The sequence below is a fragment of the Rhizobium sp. NZLR8 genome (genome assembly GCF_019685025.1).
Classification (GTDB): Bacteria; Pseudomonadota; Alphaproteobacteria; order Rhizobiales; family Rhizobiaceae; genus Rhizobium.
The window spans coordinates 200,131-215,642 of sequence record NZ_JABDVY010000003.1 but is presented as its reverse complement, the minus strand read 5'-3'; the positions used below and the strand labels follow the sequence as shown (position 1 = coordinate 215,642).

Genomic DNA, 15,512 nt, shown 5'->3' with positions numbered 1-15,512 from the left:
GGCATGTCCGAAACTGCAACCACCGCCAAGATCCATAAGACCGATGCCGAATGGAAAGAGCAGCTCACCCCCGAGCAGTACCGCATCACGCGCCAGCACGGCACCGAGCGCGCCTTCACCGGCCCCTATTGGGATTCCTTCGAGACAGGACTTTACCGCTGTGTCGGCTGTAATGCCCCGCTTTTCCGCTCCGACACGAAATTCGATGCCGGCTGCGGCTGGCCGAGCTATTTCGAAGCGGTGTCGCCGGATGCGGTGACCGAGCATCGCGATACGGCCTTTGGCATGGTGCGCACCGAAATCCGCTGCGGCAACTGCGAAGCCCATCTCGGCCACGTCTTTCCCGACGGCCCGCCGCCGACCGGCCTGCGCTACTGCATCAATGGCCATTCCATGGTGTTCGAGCCTGGGAAGTAAGCGTCCGGCCGGCAATCGGCAAGCGGCTCATCCCAACGCGATGGGCCGCCGGTGGACGGTGATCCGATAGGCAGGAGAAGGCTGATGGCGCGAGATATTCTCAGGACCGACCGGCTGACGCTACGGGAGATCACGCCTGCCGATCTGCCGTTTCTCCACCGCATTTTCGGCGATGCTGAATGCATGCGTTATTACCCCGGCATCAAGAGCTTCGACGAAACCGCAAGCTGGTTTCACCGACTCGCCTTCGACAGTTATGCCATTCACGGTTTCGGCCTCTGGGCGGTGACGGACCGGCGGAGCGGCACATTGCTCGGCGATTGTGGAATCACGCTGCAGGAAACGTCCGCAGGCCCGGAACCCGAGATCGGCTACCATCTGTGGCGCGATCACTGGGGCAAGGGATATGCAGCCGAGGCGGCCGCCGCCTGCCGGGACCACGCGCTCGATGCTCTTGGCTTCGCGAGAATCGTCTCCATCGTCAGGCCCGACAATGTCCGCTCCCAACGCGTCGCGAAGCGGGTGCATCGGCGGCGGGAAACATTCTCCAAGGCGGCAGACCCCGATGGCGGTAGGTTGGAATTCCACCTCTATATTACGGACAAAGCATAGGGCAATTCATACGAGGAGGACGGCGAGACCAGCCCCTCATCCGCCTGCCGGCACTTTCTCCCCGCTTGCGGGGCGAAGGGGGTGTGCCGCAGCACCCTCTCCGTTCCCCACAAACCTCTCGTATGGCAAGCCCCCTCGCCCCGTTTACGGGGAGAGGGTTAGGGTGAGGGGCAGCGTCCGGCGCTAACCGGCCCCCGCCCAATCACTCGTGTTCGGCAGGGCATGGCCAGGTTGTCGGCGCCGAAAGGCCGGCCGGCAGCTTGGTCGAGGCATCGCCGCAGGCGAGATCGATCTGCGCCTGTTCGAGCCCGGCTGCGGCCGAGAGGTCAAGGCCTTCGATGCGGGTCAGGAACATGAAAGCGCGCTCGAATATCGGCGGGCCTTCGAAGGTGGCGCCGGAGAGATCGGCACGGGAGAGATTGGCGAACGAGAATTTCGTGCCCGTCAGCACCGCCTTGTCGAAATCGGCGCGGCCGAGCTCGGCCTTTTCGAAGCTCGCGCCGGCAAGCGTGGCGCCGGCGAAATTGGCCCGCTGCAGTTCGGCGCCGGCGAAGGAGGCGCCGTCGGCGGCAATATTGGCGAAACTGGCGCGATAGGCCTCGATCTTGGCGAAGTTGGCGCCTTCGGCGTGGGCGCCCTCGAGTGAGGCACGCACCAAAGTTGCCTTTTCGAGATTGGCGGATTTGACGTTGGCGCCGGCGAGATCCGTCAGCGAGAAATCGGTGCCGACGAGGTCGGCGCCTTCGAGATCACTGCCCTGCAGCATCAGGTTCTTCTTGGTGCATTCCTGCCAGTCGAGCTTCGGCGAGGCCAGGCTGCCGCAATCGGCCGCCGGGGCGGCAACCGGCGCAAATGCCAGAAGGACGAGGGCAAGGAGACCGAGCGACGATCCGTGCATTGCCATTGAACTGTTCACCTCCATACCATTCTGAGGCCGCCTCGCGCGAAGCAGGCTGCCTCCACTTTCTTACACAGCTCAGACTACAATAAAAAGATGGCGCGCCCTTCACAATGGGATGCCGGATCAGTCCAGAGGCAGGCGAAGCTCCATGCAGGTGAGGTCCAGCCAGCGGCCGAACTTGGTGCCGACCTCGGAAAATCTGCCGGCAATGCGAAAACCAAGCTTTTCATGCAGCCTGATCGAAGCGGTGTTCTCCGCCTCGATGCCGGCGATCATCACGTGGATATTTCCTGCCGCAGCACGGGTGATCAGTTCCCGCATCAGGCGCTCGCCTATGCCGGCGCCGCGGCAATCCTTGTCGACATAGACGGAATGCTCGACGGTGTGGCGGTAGCCATCAAAGGAGCGCCAGTCGCCATAGGAGGCATAGCCCGCGACCCTGCCTGCCAGCTCGGCGACGATGACCGGAAACCCGCGGCCCTTGCGCGCCTTCATCCATTCCTGGCGGTTTTCGAGATCGACCAGCGTATCGTTCCAGATCGCCGTCGTGTGCTCGACGGCGTGATTGTAGATATCGCGGATGGCTGGGAGATCGGCTTCGGTGGCATCGCGGAGGAGGACAGCGTCTGTCATGATTGCCCGTTCGTATTGTCTGCGAAAGGGGCATACGCCCGGCCTCGAACGATGTAAACGGCGGATGCGAAATACCGGCGACTTTGGGCACGGCCGTGATTAGAGGCCCGGCCCCGGCAGGCTAAAACAGGTGAAGACGGCCGAATAATGCACCGCCGCGGCGGTGACGACGAAACCGTGCCAGATGGCATTCTGAAAGCGCAGCTTCTCCCAGACATGGAAAATGACGCCAAGCGAATAGATGACCCCGCCGATGACGATCAGCAGCATCGAGGTGGAGGGAATGCGCGAAGCGACAGGCCCGGCCACCAGCACGCCGCTCCAGCCCATGGCGAGATAAAGCAGGATGGCAACACGGTCGTAACGGTCGGGAAAGACGCATTTCAGGATAATGCCGGCGGCGGCGAACAGCCAGATCGCAACCAGCATGAACAAGAGCAGCGGGTCGTCGGCGCCGCGTTCGAGAAAGGGCGTGTAGGTGGCGGCGATCAACAGGAAGATCGCCGAATGATCGAAGCGGCGCAGGTACCATTTGGTGCGCGAGACCGGCCAGGCGTTGTAGGAAAAGGAAATGGCCAGCGTCAACACCAGCCCGACGCCATAGATCCAGGCGGCAGCGAGCGCGCCGTAGGAGCTCCAGAGCGTGGCGTAGAAGATCAGCACGGTGGCCCCGATCAGCGCCAGCACGAGACCGACGCCATGGACGATACCATCGGCGATTAGTTCATATCTGTCGTAAGCCCAGCGAATGCCGTTGAACTCGGCCATGCCCGCCAATCCGTTTCAGACCCCGACTGCAATCGTCGCATCGAACCGACGGGTGCGCAACTGCGGCAAAGCGCACGGGCGGTAAATCTTCGTGACAGGCTGATGGACGGCGAAGCAGCTACGCATCAAACCTTCTGCCGGTCGACCAGCACCGAGCATTTGGCGTGGCGCACGACCCGGTCGGCGGTGGCGCCGATGAAGTAATTGGAAAAATCCGGAACATGCGAGGCGACGATAATGAGGTCGGCTCCGTGGCTTTCGGCGGTCGAAATGATCGCTTTGGCAGGCGGGCCGTTGCGAATCTCGACGGTTGCCGCAATTCCGGTTGCGGCGATTAGCGCTTTTAGCGTGTCGCGGCTGTCCTGCATGGCGTCCTCGACCATATTGGCCGGCAGTTCGATCGCGACATAGGTCGGCACATCCTCGATGACGTTGAGTGCTATGATCTCGCCGCCGGCGTCGAGCAGGGACGCGGCCTTGCGGAGGATCGCGCCTCCCTTTTCGATGCCGCCGAGCGCGATCGCCACGATGATCTTCCTGTACATGGCTTCCCTCCATGACTGAGATGCATAAGCTTCCTCTAAAGAAGATATGGACACTTTGACCGCGATCAAGTGGACGTCATCGTCAACACCTGCTCAACGCTTCATCTTCAAAAACGGATCTTCTGTGAACAATCGGAATCCGCCATATAGGGATCAGGTACGGCAGCCCAGAGGAGGCAGAGGCGGATGAATCGACGAAGCTTTCTCGGCCTTGCCATGCGCGGCACATTCGCCGCCACCGCCGGCGCGCCGTCCATTCTACAGGCCAGATCAGGAGCAGGAGAACAATCCATGACGACCGAAACTTCCTATGCGCTGACGCGGCCAGCCTATATCGACCAGTCGCATCTCGTGGTGACCGACCTCACTGTCGTTTCCGGCTTCTATCAATCGATGCTCGGGCTGAAGGTCATCGAGAAGACGGCGAGCGGGCAAGTGCTGGGTGTCGGGGATCTGCCGCTTTTGACGCTGACGACTGCCAAGGATGCCGCAATCGCGCCGCGCAATGCCGCCGGCCTTTTCCACACCGCCTTCCTGATGCCGGATCGGGCGGAACTTGCACGCTGGCTACGCCATGCCGCCAACAATAACGTCGTGCTCGACGGCGCCTCGGATCATCTCGTCAGCGAGGCAATCTATCTGTCCGACCCCGAAGGCAACGGGATCGAAATCTATGCCGACCGGCCGCACGAACAATGGAAATTCGATCAGGACGGCATGGTCGACATGGCAACGCTGCGCCTCGACCTGCAGGCGCTCTATGACAGCGCGGCCGATGAGCACTGGAGCGGCATGGCTGTGGGAACGGCGATCGGCCACCTGCATCTGCAGGTCGGCGACATCCCTCAGGCCGACGCCTTTTACCGCGACGTCCTCGGCCTCAAGCTGATGGCGAGTCGACCCGGCGCGAGTTTCTTTGCGACCGGCGGCTACCATCATCATATCGCCGCCAATATCTGGAACAGCAGGGGTGCTGTCGCACGCGCCGACAATATGACCGGACTTTCGGACTACAAGGTCCGGTTCAACGACAAGGCAACGCTGGATGCGGCGATCTCCAAGCTCGACGCGCTGGAGATCAAGAGCGAGAAGCGCGATGGCGGCGTGTTCCTCAGGGACCCGTGGGGCATCGGCCTGACGCTTTTGGCGTAATTTCCTTGCCGTGACAGATCAGCCTTGATGCATGTCGCCCAGAAGTGCCCGGTGTTTCCGGGCGACATGCATACAAACAAATGACTAAAGCGCGTCGCATGCATCAAATTTGATGCGACGCGCTTTAGCGACTGGAGACGTTCACGCATGGAATGCTCCATGCGCGAAGACACGCGGCAAGCGCCCTGGAGGCCCCCACGGAACCGGAACCGCATCGGCGCGTTTTCGTGACGAAGCAATGAGGCTTCGGGGACCTCACCGCATGGGCATCGCCAACGGCATCCGCAAACAGGCAAAGAAGATCGCGATCGGCGAACGCCGCACCAGCGCCTGGGCGCAGACGCTGAAGGAGGCAGCCGAAGAGCTGCCGCCGCCACCGCTGCACCGGCTGGAAAAGGACGGTCTCGATATCAGCATGGCCTGGGCGATCATCGGCATCTTCGGCATTCTCGGCCTTGCCGCCGTCTACATGATGTCGCTGATCCTCATTCCGATCACACTTGCCGTCGTCGTCGGGATGATCCTCGGCATGGCGGCGGAAAAACTCAGCAGGATGGGCGTGCCGCGACTGGCCAACGCCTTCATGCTGTCAAGCGGCGTGGCGCTGGTGATCTTCCTGGTGATCAACTCGCTCGCCGGCCCGCTGATGACGTTTGCCAATGAGGGGCCGGCCTTTGCCGAGCGGACCATGGACCGCGTCATGCCTTATCTCGAGCGCATCCAATGGCTGCATATCACGCCGGCGACATTCGAAAGCGGGCCGATGTCGATCGGTGCGCTGCTCGAAAACACCGGCAACGTGCTGCATGTGGTGACGACCAGCCTGACGCCGGCTGTCGTGCAGGGGATGATCTTCTTTGCGGCGCTGCTGCTCTTCCTGGCCAGCCGGGTCAACCTGCGCAAGACGATCATCATGACCTTCCGCACCCGCACGCAACGCCTGGCGGCAATCCGCGTCATCAATGCCGTCGAGCAGGTGCTTGGCTTCTACTTCGCCACAGCCTCGCTGATCTATATCGGGCTCGGCGTCGTCATGACTGTCATCGCTTATACGGGCGGGCTGGCGGCGCCGGTGCTCTGGGGCTTCTTCGCCTTCCTGTCGAGCTTCATTCCCTACCTCGGCATCACGCTGATGACGCTTGCCGTCGCGGTCGCCGGCATTCTCTCCCATGATGACCTCGTCATTGGCCTGATACCGGCCGCGGCCTTCTTTACCGTGCATCTTCTCATGGAAAACCTGATCTTCCCGGCGGTGATGGGACGGCGGCTGGAAATCAACCCTTTCGTCGTCTTTCTCGCCATTCTGTTCTGGACATGGATGTGGGGCGCCGTCGGCGCTATGCTGGCGCTGCCGCTGTCGCTGATCGTCATCACGATCATCGAGGAATTGCTGATCGAGGAAAAGCCGCAGCCGCAACTGCCGAAATGATCAACCGGGGAGACATGCGTGGCCTCTGATCTCGATCTCGACGAATCCGATCACGACCAGATGGTCAGCGGCCGTTCTCTCTGGGGAAAAAGCGGCGTACGGCCGGAGTGGCGGCCGATGGAGCAAAGCTTTTCCACCGACGTCGCCGTGATCGGCGGCGGCATCACTGGCGCTTTGGTCGGCGAACACCTGACGGCGCGCGGTTTTTCCGTTGTTATCATCGACCGGGAGAAGCCCGGTTTCGGCAGCACCGTGGCGAGCACGGCGATGCTGCAATGGGAAATCGACAGCACGCTCATCGAGCTTGAGGACTATTACGGCTTCGAACGCGCCGCCGGCATCTATCGCCGCAGCGGTGCTGCGGTCGCCGGCCTTTCCAAGCTGATCGCCGCAAACGGGATTGCCTGCGGCTTCCGGCCGCGCAACACGCTCTATCTCGCCGAGGGTCGCGAAGGGGCACGCAATCTCCTCGATGAGCGCCAGCTTCGCCGCCGGGCCGGCCTGCCCGGAGTCTATCTCGAACATCCCGATCTCTTCACGCAATTTGAGTTCGACCGGGATGGGGCGATCTATTCACCGGGTTCGGCGGAGTGCGACCCGCTGCTTCTGACCTGGGCGTTGATCGAAATGTCCGTCCGGCGCGGCGCGCGACTGGTGAGCGCCTCCGTCACAGCACTTCACAGCGAAGGCGATCACGTCACGGCGGAGACGGACGGAGGCCATATCATCGAGGCGCGGCGCGCCGTGCTTGCGACCGGCTATTCGATGCCGGGCATCGACATGCCGAAGCTGCACCGCACCAGCTCGAGCTGGGCGCTCGCCACCGTGCCTCAGGACCCGGCAAATTTCTGGCGCGACAGGGCGCTGATCTGGGAGGACAGTCACCCCTATCTCTACATGCGCACGACCGAGGATAATCGCATCGTCGCCGGCGGCGAGGATGACGGCACGGCCGATCCCGAAGCCCGCGACCGCAAGCTGCCGGCCAAGACCATCGCGATCCAGGAGAAAGTAAGGCGGCTATGGCCGAAGGCTGATACGCGGGTGGAACACGCCTGGTGCGGAACCTTCGGCGAAACGACCGACGGCCTGCCGCTGATCGGCCCGGTGCCTGAGATGCCGCATGTGCTCGCCGCCTACGGCTACGGCGGCAACGGCATCACCTTTTCCTATCTCGCAGCCCAGATGATCGGGGCGATGCTCGCAGGCATGCATCGCGACTGGTTCGAGGATTTCGCGCTCGACAGGGATGGGCCGGGGCTGCGGCGGTTTGGAGAGGATAGGTTGGGGGCTGGGAGTGAACTGCGGTAAAGGCTTCGGATTGACTGTTGTGCCGTGCCAGCCCCCCCTCTGCCCTGCCGGGCATCTCCCCCACAGGTGCGGAGATTGGCTGGACGCAACGGCTTCCCCAAACAACTGGCGTTGCAGCCCGCCGGAGCGGTAAACGAGCGCGAAGGTTTGGCCACTTGTGATCTCCCCACCTGTGGGGAGATGCCCGGCAGGGCAGAGGGGGCCCACACGGCACGCCCTACAAAACTACTCCGTCGTTTTGTCGTCGCCCATATCCTCGACGTCCTCGAGACGGACGAATTGCACGCCCTTGGCTTTCAGGTCGACCAGCGCCTTGGCCACGCCCTCGCCCGCGGCATGGGTTGGCTGGTTGACGTGGGAGATGACGACATCGCCATCCTTGGCCGAGGCGATGCGCTTTTCGGTAATCGCAGCCCCAAGCAGCGAGCCGCCGTCGCCGTTCACCGAATAACCGGCGATGCGATATCCCATGGCGCGGATTTCGCCGATGGCGGAAAGGTCATATTTGGCGGTCGAGCCGCGGAACCAGCGCGGCGCCGGAATCCCGGCCGCGACCATGGCGGCAGCGCCGCCTTCGACCTCCTGCCTTACCGCCTGCGGCGAGCCCGCCGAGGCGATGCCATAGATCAGCGTCGGCGTGTCGACGGCCGGAATATGGTTCTCTCCGTGATTTTCGAGTTCGAAGAGATCGGGGTTCTGCAGGAACACGGCAACCGCGGCAGGGTTATGCTTCAGCCAGCGGGCGGTGACGAAGATCGTCACCGGGATGCGTTCGCGCACCAGCGTCGACAGGATGCGCTCATCTGCCTGCCCCATGCAGGCATCGAAGGTCAGCGCAATGCGGGCATGGCCAGCAAGGTTGGAGCGGGCGATATGCAGATGCGGCTCGACGAGCTTTGCCACCGGCGCTCTCGGGGCCGCGCTCACAGCGGCCGAGGCTGGCAGCGCTGACGGTAGCTCGTCCGCCAGTACGGGAGCGATGGTGGTCAGAAGGAACGCCGAAGCGAGCAGGATGCGGTTCATATCAGAGGCTTCTACAAGTCGGTTTCGACAGATTTTAGCGGATGCTTTTGCATGGCGCCATGTGGCCGGATGTCACCGCTGCCGCCCGAACAAAGCCAAGGGCATCAATCGTAGAGATAATACTTGTCCCACTTCTCGCGCGGCACCTTGTCGCCGATCTGGTAGTCGAGTTCGCGCACGTTGATATGCTGCGGGCCGGTGATGCAATTGTAGGAGAGATGATACCAATCGCCCTTGCTGCGGAAGACCGCGCCCGGGGCCTGCAGCGAATTATCGCCGGGGATCGGGTCCTTGAAGGTATAGGCGATCACTTTGTCGGGCTTGAAGCCGGCGCTTTCCTGGTTGATGCGGCTCATCGCCTCGGTGTCGCAGCTCTGTTCCAGACGGGTCGAGGGATCGAGTTTTTCAAGTTGCTTCTTGATGGCGGGATCGACGGCAAAGGCAGGGGCAGCAAGGCTGACGAGGGATACAAACAGGAGCAGACGTTTCGGCATTGCGGAGAAATCCCTTGCTGTTGTCCATTTTTCACCCTGCCGCAGGCAGCTTGCCGGAGGCTTGGCGCGTGCAATTTTCGCTCTGTGAGAGCGGACATTCTTAAATATTGTGGTGACATCAAGGCAAGGCGGGCGGAGCCGCCTCCTTGCTTGTGGAAGGCCACCTGCACCCTTGGCGCACCTTTGACGCTTGATCCGGGACCAGTGCGCCTCTATCTCTTGCCAACCCGACATTCCCACCGGAGCCATTCCTTGTCCGTTTTCAAAAGCCTGCCGACACCGCCTGCCGCACCGAAAAAGCCCGTTTCCGATACGCGCCACGGCATCACCCGCACGGACGACTATGCCTGGCTGCGCGCCGACAACTGGCAGGCGATGTTCAAGGATCCCTCGATCCTCGATCCCGAGATCCGCCGGCATCTCGAAGCTGAAAACGCCTATATGAATGCGGCGATGGAAGACACCAAGCCGCTGCAGAAGGTGCTGTTTTCCGAAATGCGCGGCCGCATCAAGGAAGACGACAGTTCGGTGCCGATGAAGGACGGCGCCTATGCCTACGGCACGTTTTATGTCACAGGCGGCGAACAGCCGCGCTTTTTCCGCATCGCCCGCGACGGCAACGTCGCCGACGAGACGATCCGCACCGTGCTGCTCGACGGCGACAAGGAGGCATCAGGCAAGGCCTATTTCCGTCTCGGCGGTCTCGACCATTCGAGCGACCATAGCCGCGGCATCTGGGGCTATGACGATAAGGGTTCGGAATTCTTTACGCTGAAGGTGCGCGACCTCGCGACCGGACAAGACCTCGAAGACCGGATCGAGAATACCGGCGGCGGCGGCGTCTGGGCGCCCGACGGCAAGAGCTTCTTCTATTCGGCGCTCGACGAGAACCACCGGCCTTCGAAGGTGTTCCACCATATTGTCGGCCAGCCGCAATCGGCGGACCGGCTGGTCTACGAGGAAGCCGATGCCGGCTTTTTCATGGGCGTCGGCGGCTCGCTGCTCGACGACTTCATCTATATCGATATTCACGACCACGAGACCAGCGAATACCGGCTGCTGTCGACCAAGGATCTCACCGCCGAGCCGAAGCTGGTGGCGGCGCGCGAGGAAGGCATCGAATATTCGCTGACCGAGGGCGGCGACGTCTTCTACGTCCTGACGAATGATGGCGGCGCCAAGGACTTCAAGATCATGCAAGCGCCGGCCGACAATCCGGTCAAGGAAAACTGGCGCGAAGTGGTCGCCCACAAGCCCGGCACGCTGATTATCAGCCACATGGCCTATGCCCGCCATCTTCTGTGGCTGGAGCGCAAGGACGGGCTGCCGCAGATCATGATCCGCGACCGCAGGTCCGGCGAGGAACATGCGATCGCCTTTGCCGAGGAAGCCTATTCGCTGGGGCTCTCGGGCGCGGCAGAATACGACACGGATGTCGTTCGTTTCTCCTATTCGTCGATGACGACGCCGTCGCAGCTTTATGATTACAACATGGTGACCCGCGAGCGCACGCTCCTGAAGACGCAGGAGGTGCCGTCGGGTCACAATCCCGACGATTACATCACCCGCCGCGTCTTCGCCCCGGCATGGGACGGCGAGACAGTGCCGGTCACCCTGCTCTATCGCAAAGACACCGCGCTCGACGGCAGCGCGCCCTGCCTGCTCTATGGCTACGGCGCCTACGGCATCACCATTCCGGCCGGTTTCAACACCAACTGCCTGTCGCTCGCCGATCGCGGCTTCGTCTATGCCATCGCCCATATCCGCGGCGGCAAGGACAAGGGGTTTTCCTGGTACGAAGACGGCAAGATGGACAAGAAGACGAATACGTTCAAGGACTTCGTCGCTGCCGCCGATTATCTGAATCAACAGAAGTTCACCTCTTACGCGAAGATCATCGCCGAAGGCGGATCGGCCGGCGGCATGCTGATGGGCGCGGTTGCCAACATGGCGCCGGAGAAGTTTGCCGGCATCATCGCCGCCGTTCCCTTCGTCGACGTGCTCAACACGATGCTCGACGATACTTTGCCGCTCACCCCGCCGGAATGGCCGGAATGGGGCAACCCGATCGACAGCCGGGAAGAATACGAGCAGATCGCCTCATACTCGCCCTACGACAATGTCGGCGCCAAAGCCTACCCGCCGATCCTGGCGCTCGGCGGCCTGACCGACCCGCGCGTCACCTATTGGGAACCCGCCAAGTGGGTGGCGAAGCTGCGTGAGGAAACGACCGGCGAGGCGCCGATCCTGCTCAAGACCAACATGGACGCCGGCCACGGCGGTGCTTCTGGACGTTTCCAGCGGCTGGAAGAGATCGCGTTTGAGTATGCGTTCGCGATCAAGGTGGCGGGGAAGATGTGAAATCTTTATAGGGGGTGCCGTGGTCGAGGGAGAAAGAAATGGCAGTCTACATCGCCCTCCTCCGCGCCGTAAACGTCGGGGGCACCGGGTCGCTCCCGATGGCTGAGCTCAAGGCTATCTGCGAAGGCCTCGGCTTTGCCGACGTGAAAACCTACATCCAAAGCGGCAATGTACTCTTCCGCTCGGACGAATCCGAAACGACCGTAGAGGAAAAGCTCGACGCAGCGCTCGGGCAGAAGATGGGCAAGCGGCCGGGGGTGATGGTGCGAAGCCGCAAGGAGCTCGACGCCATTGCCACCAACGCACCTTTTCCCAAGGCCAAACCGAACTTCCTGCTCGTCTATTTCCTGCCCGAAAAACCGCCTGCCGATGCGCTTGATAAAATGGTGGCGCCTGATGGCGAGGAGGCAAAGCTCGGGACCTGCGAAATCTATGTGCATTATCCCAATGGGTCCGGCCGCTCGAAGCTGAAGCTGCCGGCGCTAAAGCCAGGAACGTCGCGCAACCTCAACACCGTGCGCAAGCTCGCGGACATGGCGGCAGCGATGGAGGGCTGAAGTCCGGCGCAGAATTTGATTCAAGCGAGGGGCTTCAAGCCTTTGTTTTTATGCATGTCGCATCAGTTTTCGTCCGTTTCACCTTGTAGCCGCTGATCTCCTCGCCGGCGGTCGGCGAGAAGCGCAGGTTCCAGAAGGTGGCGGTGATCGAGATGATCGTGACGACGATAAAGGCGGCCGAGAAATCACCAAGCGCAGGCGTTTCAGCCCCGCTAAAGGCCATGGAACCGTGCAGCGCTAAGGCCCCGATGCAGATGCCGAGCGACAGCATGAGCTGCTGGAAGGTGGTGTAGAAACTCGTGGCCGAGCTCATCCGCTCCTTGTCGATCTCGTCATAGGCAATGGTGTTGTAGGCGGTGAACTGGAACGACAGGAAGAAGGCGCTGAGGATCAGGACGAGGAAGATCAGCGGCATCGGCCAATCCGGCCGGAAGGCGGCGCAGAGGCCATAGCCGACCGTGCCGAAGATGCCGTTGAGGACCAGGCTTCGGCGGAACCCCAGCCGGCGGAAGACGAACTTCGCCATCGGTTTCATGGCGAGAGCGCCAAGTGCTGTGGCGATGACGATCTGGCCGGCCGCAGCGGCGGACAGGCCGAAGCCGATCTGGAAGAGCAGCGGCAGCAGGAAGGGCTGGGCGCCCTGGGTGATGCGCGTCAGCGACCCGGCGATCACCGACGTGCCGAAGCTCGCTACCTTCATCAGCGAGAAATCCATGATCGGCGACGGATGCTTGCGGGCGTGCCGGAGATAGGCGATGCCGAAGAGCAGGCCGATAGCGATCAGGAAGATCGAGAAGGCGCCCTCGCCTTCGTGGCTCGACATTTCGAAGCCGAAGAGCAACGAACCGAGCGAGATGCCGGAAAGGACGAAGCCGAGCGTATCGAACGGGCCGCTCGCCTCGCCCTTCACCTCGTCGATGTAGATCGACACGAAGATCATGCCGATGATGCCGATCGGCACGTTGATGTAGAAGATCCAGCGCCAGTCGAGATAGGTGACGAAGAAGCCGCCGAGCGGCGGGCCGACGATCGGCCCGATCAGCGCCGGCACCAGCAGCCAGGACATGGCGCTGACCATATCCTTGCGGTCGACGCTGCGCATCAGCACGAGGCGGCCGACCGGCATCATCATCGCACCGCCTATGCCCTGAAGCAGCCGCGCCAGCACCAGGAACGACAGCGTCGGCGCCAGCGCACAGAAGATCGAGCCGATCACGAAGACGGATATGGCCGCGCGGAAGACGGTGCGAGAGCCAAAACGGTCGGCCATCCGGCCGCTCGCGGGAATGAAGATCGCCAGGCTGAGGAGATAGGAGGTCAGGGCGATCGACATGGCCGGCGCGCTGACGCTGAAATCGCGCGCCATGGTGGGCAGCGCGGTCGCAAGCACAGTCGCGTCGATATTTTCCATCAGCATCGCACTCGCGACAATCATCGCGATCACCCGGAAATTGGGCGCGGCGCGCCGAACCATCGGCGCCTGGTAAATCTGATCCGACATCGTCCGGAATCACTCGCGGTGGCGCGGCGGAGCACAGCAGGCAGCAGGGCCGCGGGGATGACATGGCGCAAAGCCAAGGGGAGACGATTTGCTATACGCTCGCGATCATGGCGGCGCTATGTCGTTTATGGCAAACCAGCTTTGACGAGAGGTAAAGGCAGATCACGATTCCTTGCATCGGCCTGTTCTTCGTGAAGGGCTTTGGGGTCTTCAACCAAACCGGCTTGCGCCAAGCGCACCCCGGCCCTACCTATGAAGCATGACCTCCACCCTGCAGAAAAACCGGGCCGCCGCGGCCTTTCCGTTCGACAACAGCTATGCCGGCTTGCCCGAGCGCTTCTTTGCGGCGCAGACGCCGACTTCGGTGGCGGAGCCCTCGCTGATCAAGCTCAACGAGCCGCTGGCTGCCGAGCTCGGGCTCGACGTCGAGGCGTTGCGGCGCGACGGCGCGGCGATCTTTTCCGGAAATCTGGTTCCCGAAGGTGCCGAACCGCTGGCGATGGCCTATGCGGGCCATCAGTTCGGCGGCTTCTCGCCGCAGCTCGGCGACGGGCGGGCGATCCTGCTCGGCGAGGTGATCGACCGCAGCGGCAGGCGCTTCGATATCCAGCTGAAGGGCGCCGGACCCACGCCTTTTTCGCGCCGCGGCGATGGGCGGGCGGCAATCGGGCCGGTGCTGCGCGAATATATCATCAGCGAAGCGATGTTTGCGCTCGGCATTCCGGCCACGCGGGCGTTGGCGGCGGTGACCACAGGCGAGCCGGTCTACCGGGAAGAGGTGCTGGCGGGCGCGGTCTTCACCCGGGTCGCGGCAAGCCATATCCGCGTCGGCACCTTCCAGTACTTCGCGGCCAGGGGCGATGCCGACGGCGTGCGAGCGCTGGCCGACTATGTGATCGACCGGCATTACCCCACCCTGAAAACGGCTGACAATCCATATCTTTCACTGTTTTCGGCGGTCTCGGAGCGGCAGGCGGCGCTGATTGCCCGTTGGCTGCATGTCGGTTTCATCCATGGGGTGATGAACACCGACAATATGACCGTTTCCGGCGAGACGATCGATTTCGGCCCCTGCGCCTTTATGGATACCTATGATCCGGCCACCGTCTTCTCATCGATCGACCAGCATGGCCGCTATGCCTATGCCAACCAGCCCGGCATCGGCCAATGGAACCTCGCAAGGCTCGGCGAAACGCTGCTGCCGCTGATCGACGAAGAGCCCGACGGCGCGGTCGACAAAGCGAATGCGGTGATCCGAGCCTATGGCGAACGGTTCCAGGCTGCGTGGCTGGCCGGCATGCGAGAGAAAATCGGTCTTGCCGGCGAAGAGGACGGAGATCTCGACCTGGTGCAGGCGCTGCTGTCATTGATGCAGGCGCAGGGCGCCGATTTCACCCTGGCTTTCCGGCGGCTGTCGGATCTTGCCGGCGACGGCGCTGTGGAAACTGCCTTTGCCGCGAGTTTTCGCGAACCGGAGGCCTGCGGCACCTGGCTCACGCAGTGGCGCGAGAGACTGTCGCGCGATCCGCAGACGGCGCCTCAGCGCACTCTGGCCATGCGCAGCGTCAATCCGGTCTTCATTCCGCGCAATCACCGGGTCGAACAGGCGATCGAGGCCGCGGTCGAGAACGGCGATTTCTTGCTGTTCGAGGCGCTGCTGACCGTGCTTTCGAAACCCTATGAAGACCAGCCGGGCTTTGCCGCTTATATGGAACCGCCGAAGCCGGACGAACGGGTGCTCGCGACCTTCTGCGGGACGTAACTGCGGTCTTGCCTTCCAGTGGCCGCCTCACAGCGATCGGCTTCAT

Annotated in this window: 15 protein-coding genes; 8 read left to right on the top strand and 7 right to left on the bottom strand. The window is 62.4% G+C overall.

Annotated elements, in window-relative coordinates; all coding sequences use genetic code 11:
* Window positions 1-3: 3 nt before the first annotated feature.
* Together msrB and HJB89_RS08510 are read left to right on the top strand one after the other, a co-directional pair.
* Complete coding sequence (msrB, locus tag HJB89_RS08515) at window positions 4-417, top strand: peptide-methionine (R)-S-oxide reductase MsrB (RefSeq protein ID WP_007626796.1); 414 nt, start codon at window positions 4-6, stop codon at window positions 415-417.
* An 84-nt stretch (window positions 418-501) separates the two neighbouring features.
* Window positions 502-1,029: a GNAT family N-acetyltransferase gene (locus HJB89_RS08510; protein WP_221149582.1), complete on the top strand. Its 528-nt coding sequence runs from the start codon at window positions 502-504 to the stop codon at window positions 1,027-1,029.
* 202 nt (window positions 1,030-1,231) lie between these two features.
* On the opposite strand, the gene HJB89_RS08505 is transcribed toward HJB89_RS08510, so the two are convergent.
* The 4 genes from HJB89_RS08505 to HJB89_RS08490 form a co-directional block, all read right to left on the bottom strand.
* Entirely contained in the window at window positions 1,232-1,933 is a 702-nt protein-coding gene (locus HJB89_RS08505) for a pentapeptide repeat-containing protein (RefSeq protein WP_207583501.1), read from the bottom strand.
* A gap of 120 nt (window positions 1,934-2,053) precedes the next feature.
* The gene (locus tag HJB89_RS08500) at window positions 2,054-2,563 is read right to left on the bottom strand and encodes a GNAT family N-acetyltransferase (protein ID WP_207583500.1); all 510 of its coding nucleotides are present in this window, start codon (window positions 2,561-2,563) and stop codon (window positions 2,054-2,056) included.
* A 99-nt stretch (window positions 2,564-2,662) separates the two neighbouring features.
* Entirely contained in the window at window positions 2,663-3,331 is a 669-nt protein-coding gene (gene trhA, locus HJB89_RS08495) for a PAQR family membrane homeostasis protein TrhA (protein ID WP_221115337.1), read from the bottom strand.
* A gap of 125 nt (window positions 3,332-3,456) precedes the next feature.
* Complete coding sequence (locus HJB89_RS08490) at window positions 3,457-3,876, bottom strand: universal stress protein (RefSeq protein WP_221149576.1); 420 nt, start codon at window positions 3,874-3,876, stop codon at window positions 3,457-3,459.
* Window positions 3,877-4,062: 186 nt separating this feature from the next.
* Here HJB89_RS08490 and HJB89_RS08485 point away from each other — a divergent pair, with 186 nt between their 5' ends.
* The 3 genes from HJB89_RS08485 (at window position 4,063) to HJB89_RS08475 (ending at window position 7,768) form a co-directional block, all read left to right on the top strand.
* A complete protein-coding gene (locus HJB89_RS08485) occupies window positions 4,063-5,028 on the top strand; it encodes a VOC family protein (RefSeq protein ID WP_221132131.1) in 966 nt (321 codons plus the stop codon).
* Between the two features lie 262 nt (window positions 5,029-5,290).
* Complete coding sequence (locus tag HJB89_RS08480; RefSeq protein ID WP_207583496.1) at window positions 5,291-6,457, top strand: AI-2E family transporter; 1,167 nt, start codon at window positions 5,291-5,293, stop codon at window positions 6,455-6,457.
* Window positions 6,458-6,475: 18 nt separating this feature from the next.
* Window positions 6,476-7,768, top strand: coding sequence for an FAD-binding oxidoreductase (locus tag HJB89_RS08475; protein ID WP_207583495.1), 1,293 nt, complete (start codon window positions 6,476-6,478; stop codon window positions 7,766-7,768).
* A gap of 225 nt (window positions 7,769-7,993) precedes the next feature.
* On the opposite strand, the gene HJB89_RS08470 is transcribed toward HJB89_RS08475, so the two are convergent.
* Window positions 7,994-8,791: a polysaccharide deacetylase family protein gene (locus HJB89_RS08470; RefSeq protein ID WP_207583494.1), complete on the bottom strand. Its 798-nt coding sequence runs from the start codon at window positions 8,789-8,791 to the stop codon at window positions 7,994-7,996.
* 104 nt (window positions 8,792-8,895) lie between these two features.
* Entirely contained in the window at window positions 8,896-9,285 is a 390-nt protein-coding gene (locus tag HJB89_RS08465) for a DUF930 domain-containing protein (protein ID WP_007626817.1), read from the bottom strand.
* Between the two features lie 252 nt (window positions 9,286-9,537).
* On the opposite strand from HJB89_RS08465, the gene HJB89_RS08460 reads away from it, so the two are divergent.
* Complete coding sequence (locus tag HJB89_RS08460; RefSeq protein WP_221149568.1) at window positions 9,538-11,646, top strand: S9 family peptidase; 2,109 nt, start codon at window positions 9,538-9,540, stop codon at window positions 11,644-11,646.
* 38 nt (window positions 11,647-11,684) lie between these two features.
* Window positions 11,685-12,203: a DUF1697 domain-containing protein gene (locus HJB89_RS08455; protein ID WP_221149564.1), complete on the top strand. Its 519-nt coding sequence runs from the start codon at window positions 11,685-11,687 to the stop codon at window positions 12,201-12,203.
* A 34-nt stretch (window positions 12,204-12,237) separates the two neighbouring features.
* Here HJB89_RS08455 and HJB89_RS08450 read toward each other — a convergent pair whose 3' ends face one another.
* The gene (locus HJB89_RS08450; protein WP_221149563.1) at window positions 12,238-13,704 is read right to left on the bottom strand and encodes a DHA2 family efflux MFS transporter permease subunit; all 1,467 of its coding nucleotides are present in this window, start codon (window positions 13,702-13,704) and stop codon (window positions 12,238-12,240) included.
* Between the two features lie 259 nt (window positions 13,705-13,963).
* On the opposite strand from HJB89_RS08450, the gene HJB89_RS08445 reads away from it, so the two are divergent.
* A complete protein-coding gene (locus HJB89_RS08445) occupies window positions 13,964-15,466 on the top strand; it encodes a YdiU family protein (protein ID WP_221149551.1) in 1,503 nt (500 codons plus the stop codon).
* Window positions 15,467-15,512: the final 46 nt, after the last annotated feature.

Bases quoted from the DNA above. Each gene is read 5' to 3' on its own strand.
- msrB (WP_007626796.1), top strand. From the start codon at position 4: ATGTCCGAAACTGCAACCACCGCCAAGATCCATAAGACCGATGCCGAA.
- HJB89_RS08445 (WP_221149551.1), top strand. From the start codon at position 13,964: ATGACCTCCACCCTGCAGAAAAACCGGGCCGCCGCGGCCTTTCCGTTC.
- HJB89_RS08480 (WP_207583496.1), top strand. From the start codon at position 5,291: ATGGGCATCGCCAACGGCATCCGCAAACAGGCAAAGAAGATCGCGATC.
- HJB89_RS08455 (WP_221149564.1), top strand. From the start codon at position 11,685: ATGGCAGTCTACATCGCCCTCCTCCGCGCCGTAAACGTCGGGGGCACC.
- HJB89_RS08505 (WP_207583501.1), bottom strand. From the start codon at position 1,933: ATGGCAATGCACGGATCGTCGCTCGGTCTCCTTGCCCTCGTCCTTCTG.
- HJB89_RS08490 (WP_221149576.1), bottom strand. From the start codon at position 3,876: ATGTACAGGAAGATCATCGTGGCGATCGCGCTCGGCGGCATCGAAAAG.
- HJB89_RS08465 (WP_007626817.1), bottom strand. From the start codon at position 9,285: ATGCCGAAACGTCTGCTCCTGTTTGTATCCCTCGTCAGCCTTGCTGCC.
- HJB89_RS08500 (WP_207583500.1), bottom strand. From the start codon at position 2,563: ATGACAGACGCTGTCCTCCTCCGCGATGCCACCGAAGCCGATCTCCCA.
- HJB89_RS08450 (WP_221149563.1), bottom strand. From the start codon at position 13,704: ATGTCGGATCAGATTTACCAGGCGCCGATGGTTCGGCGCGCCGCGCCC.
- trhA (WP_221115337.1), bottom strand. From the start codon at position 3,331: ATGGCCGAGTTCAACGGCATTCGCTGGGCTTACGACAGATATGAACTA.
- HJB89_RS08470 (WP_207583494.1), bottom strand. From the start codon at position 8,791: ATGAACCGCATCCTGCTCGCTTCGGCGTTCCTTCTGACCACCATCGCT.
- HJB89_RS08485 (WP_221132131.1), top strand. From the start codon at position 4,063: ATGAATCGACGAAGCTTTCTCGGCCTTGCCATGCGCGGCACATTCGCC.
- HJB89_RS08510 (WP_221149582.1), top strand. From the start codon at position 502: ATGGCGCGAGATATTCTCAGGACCGACCGGCTGACGCTACGGGAGATC.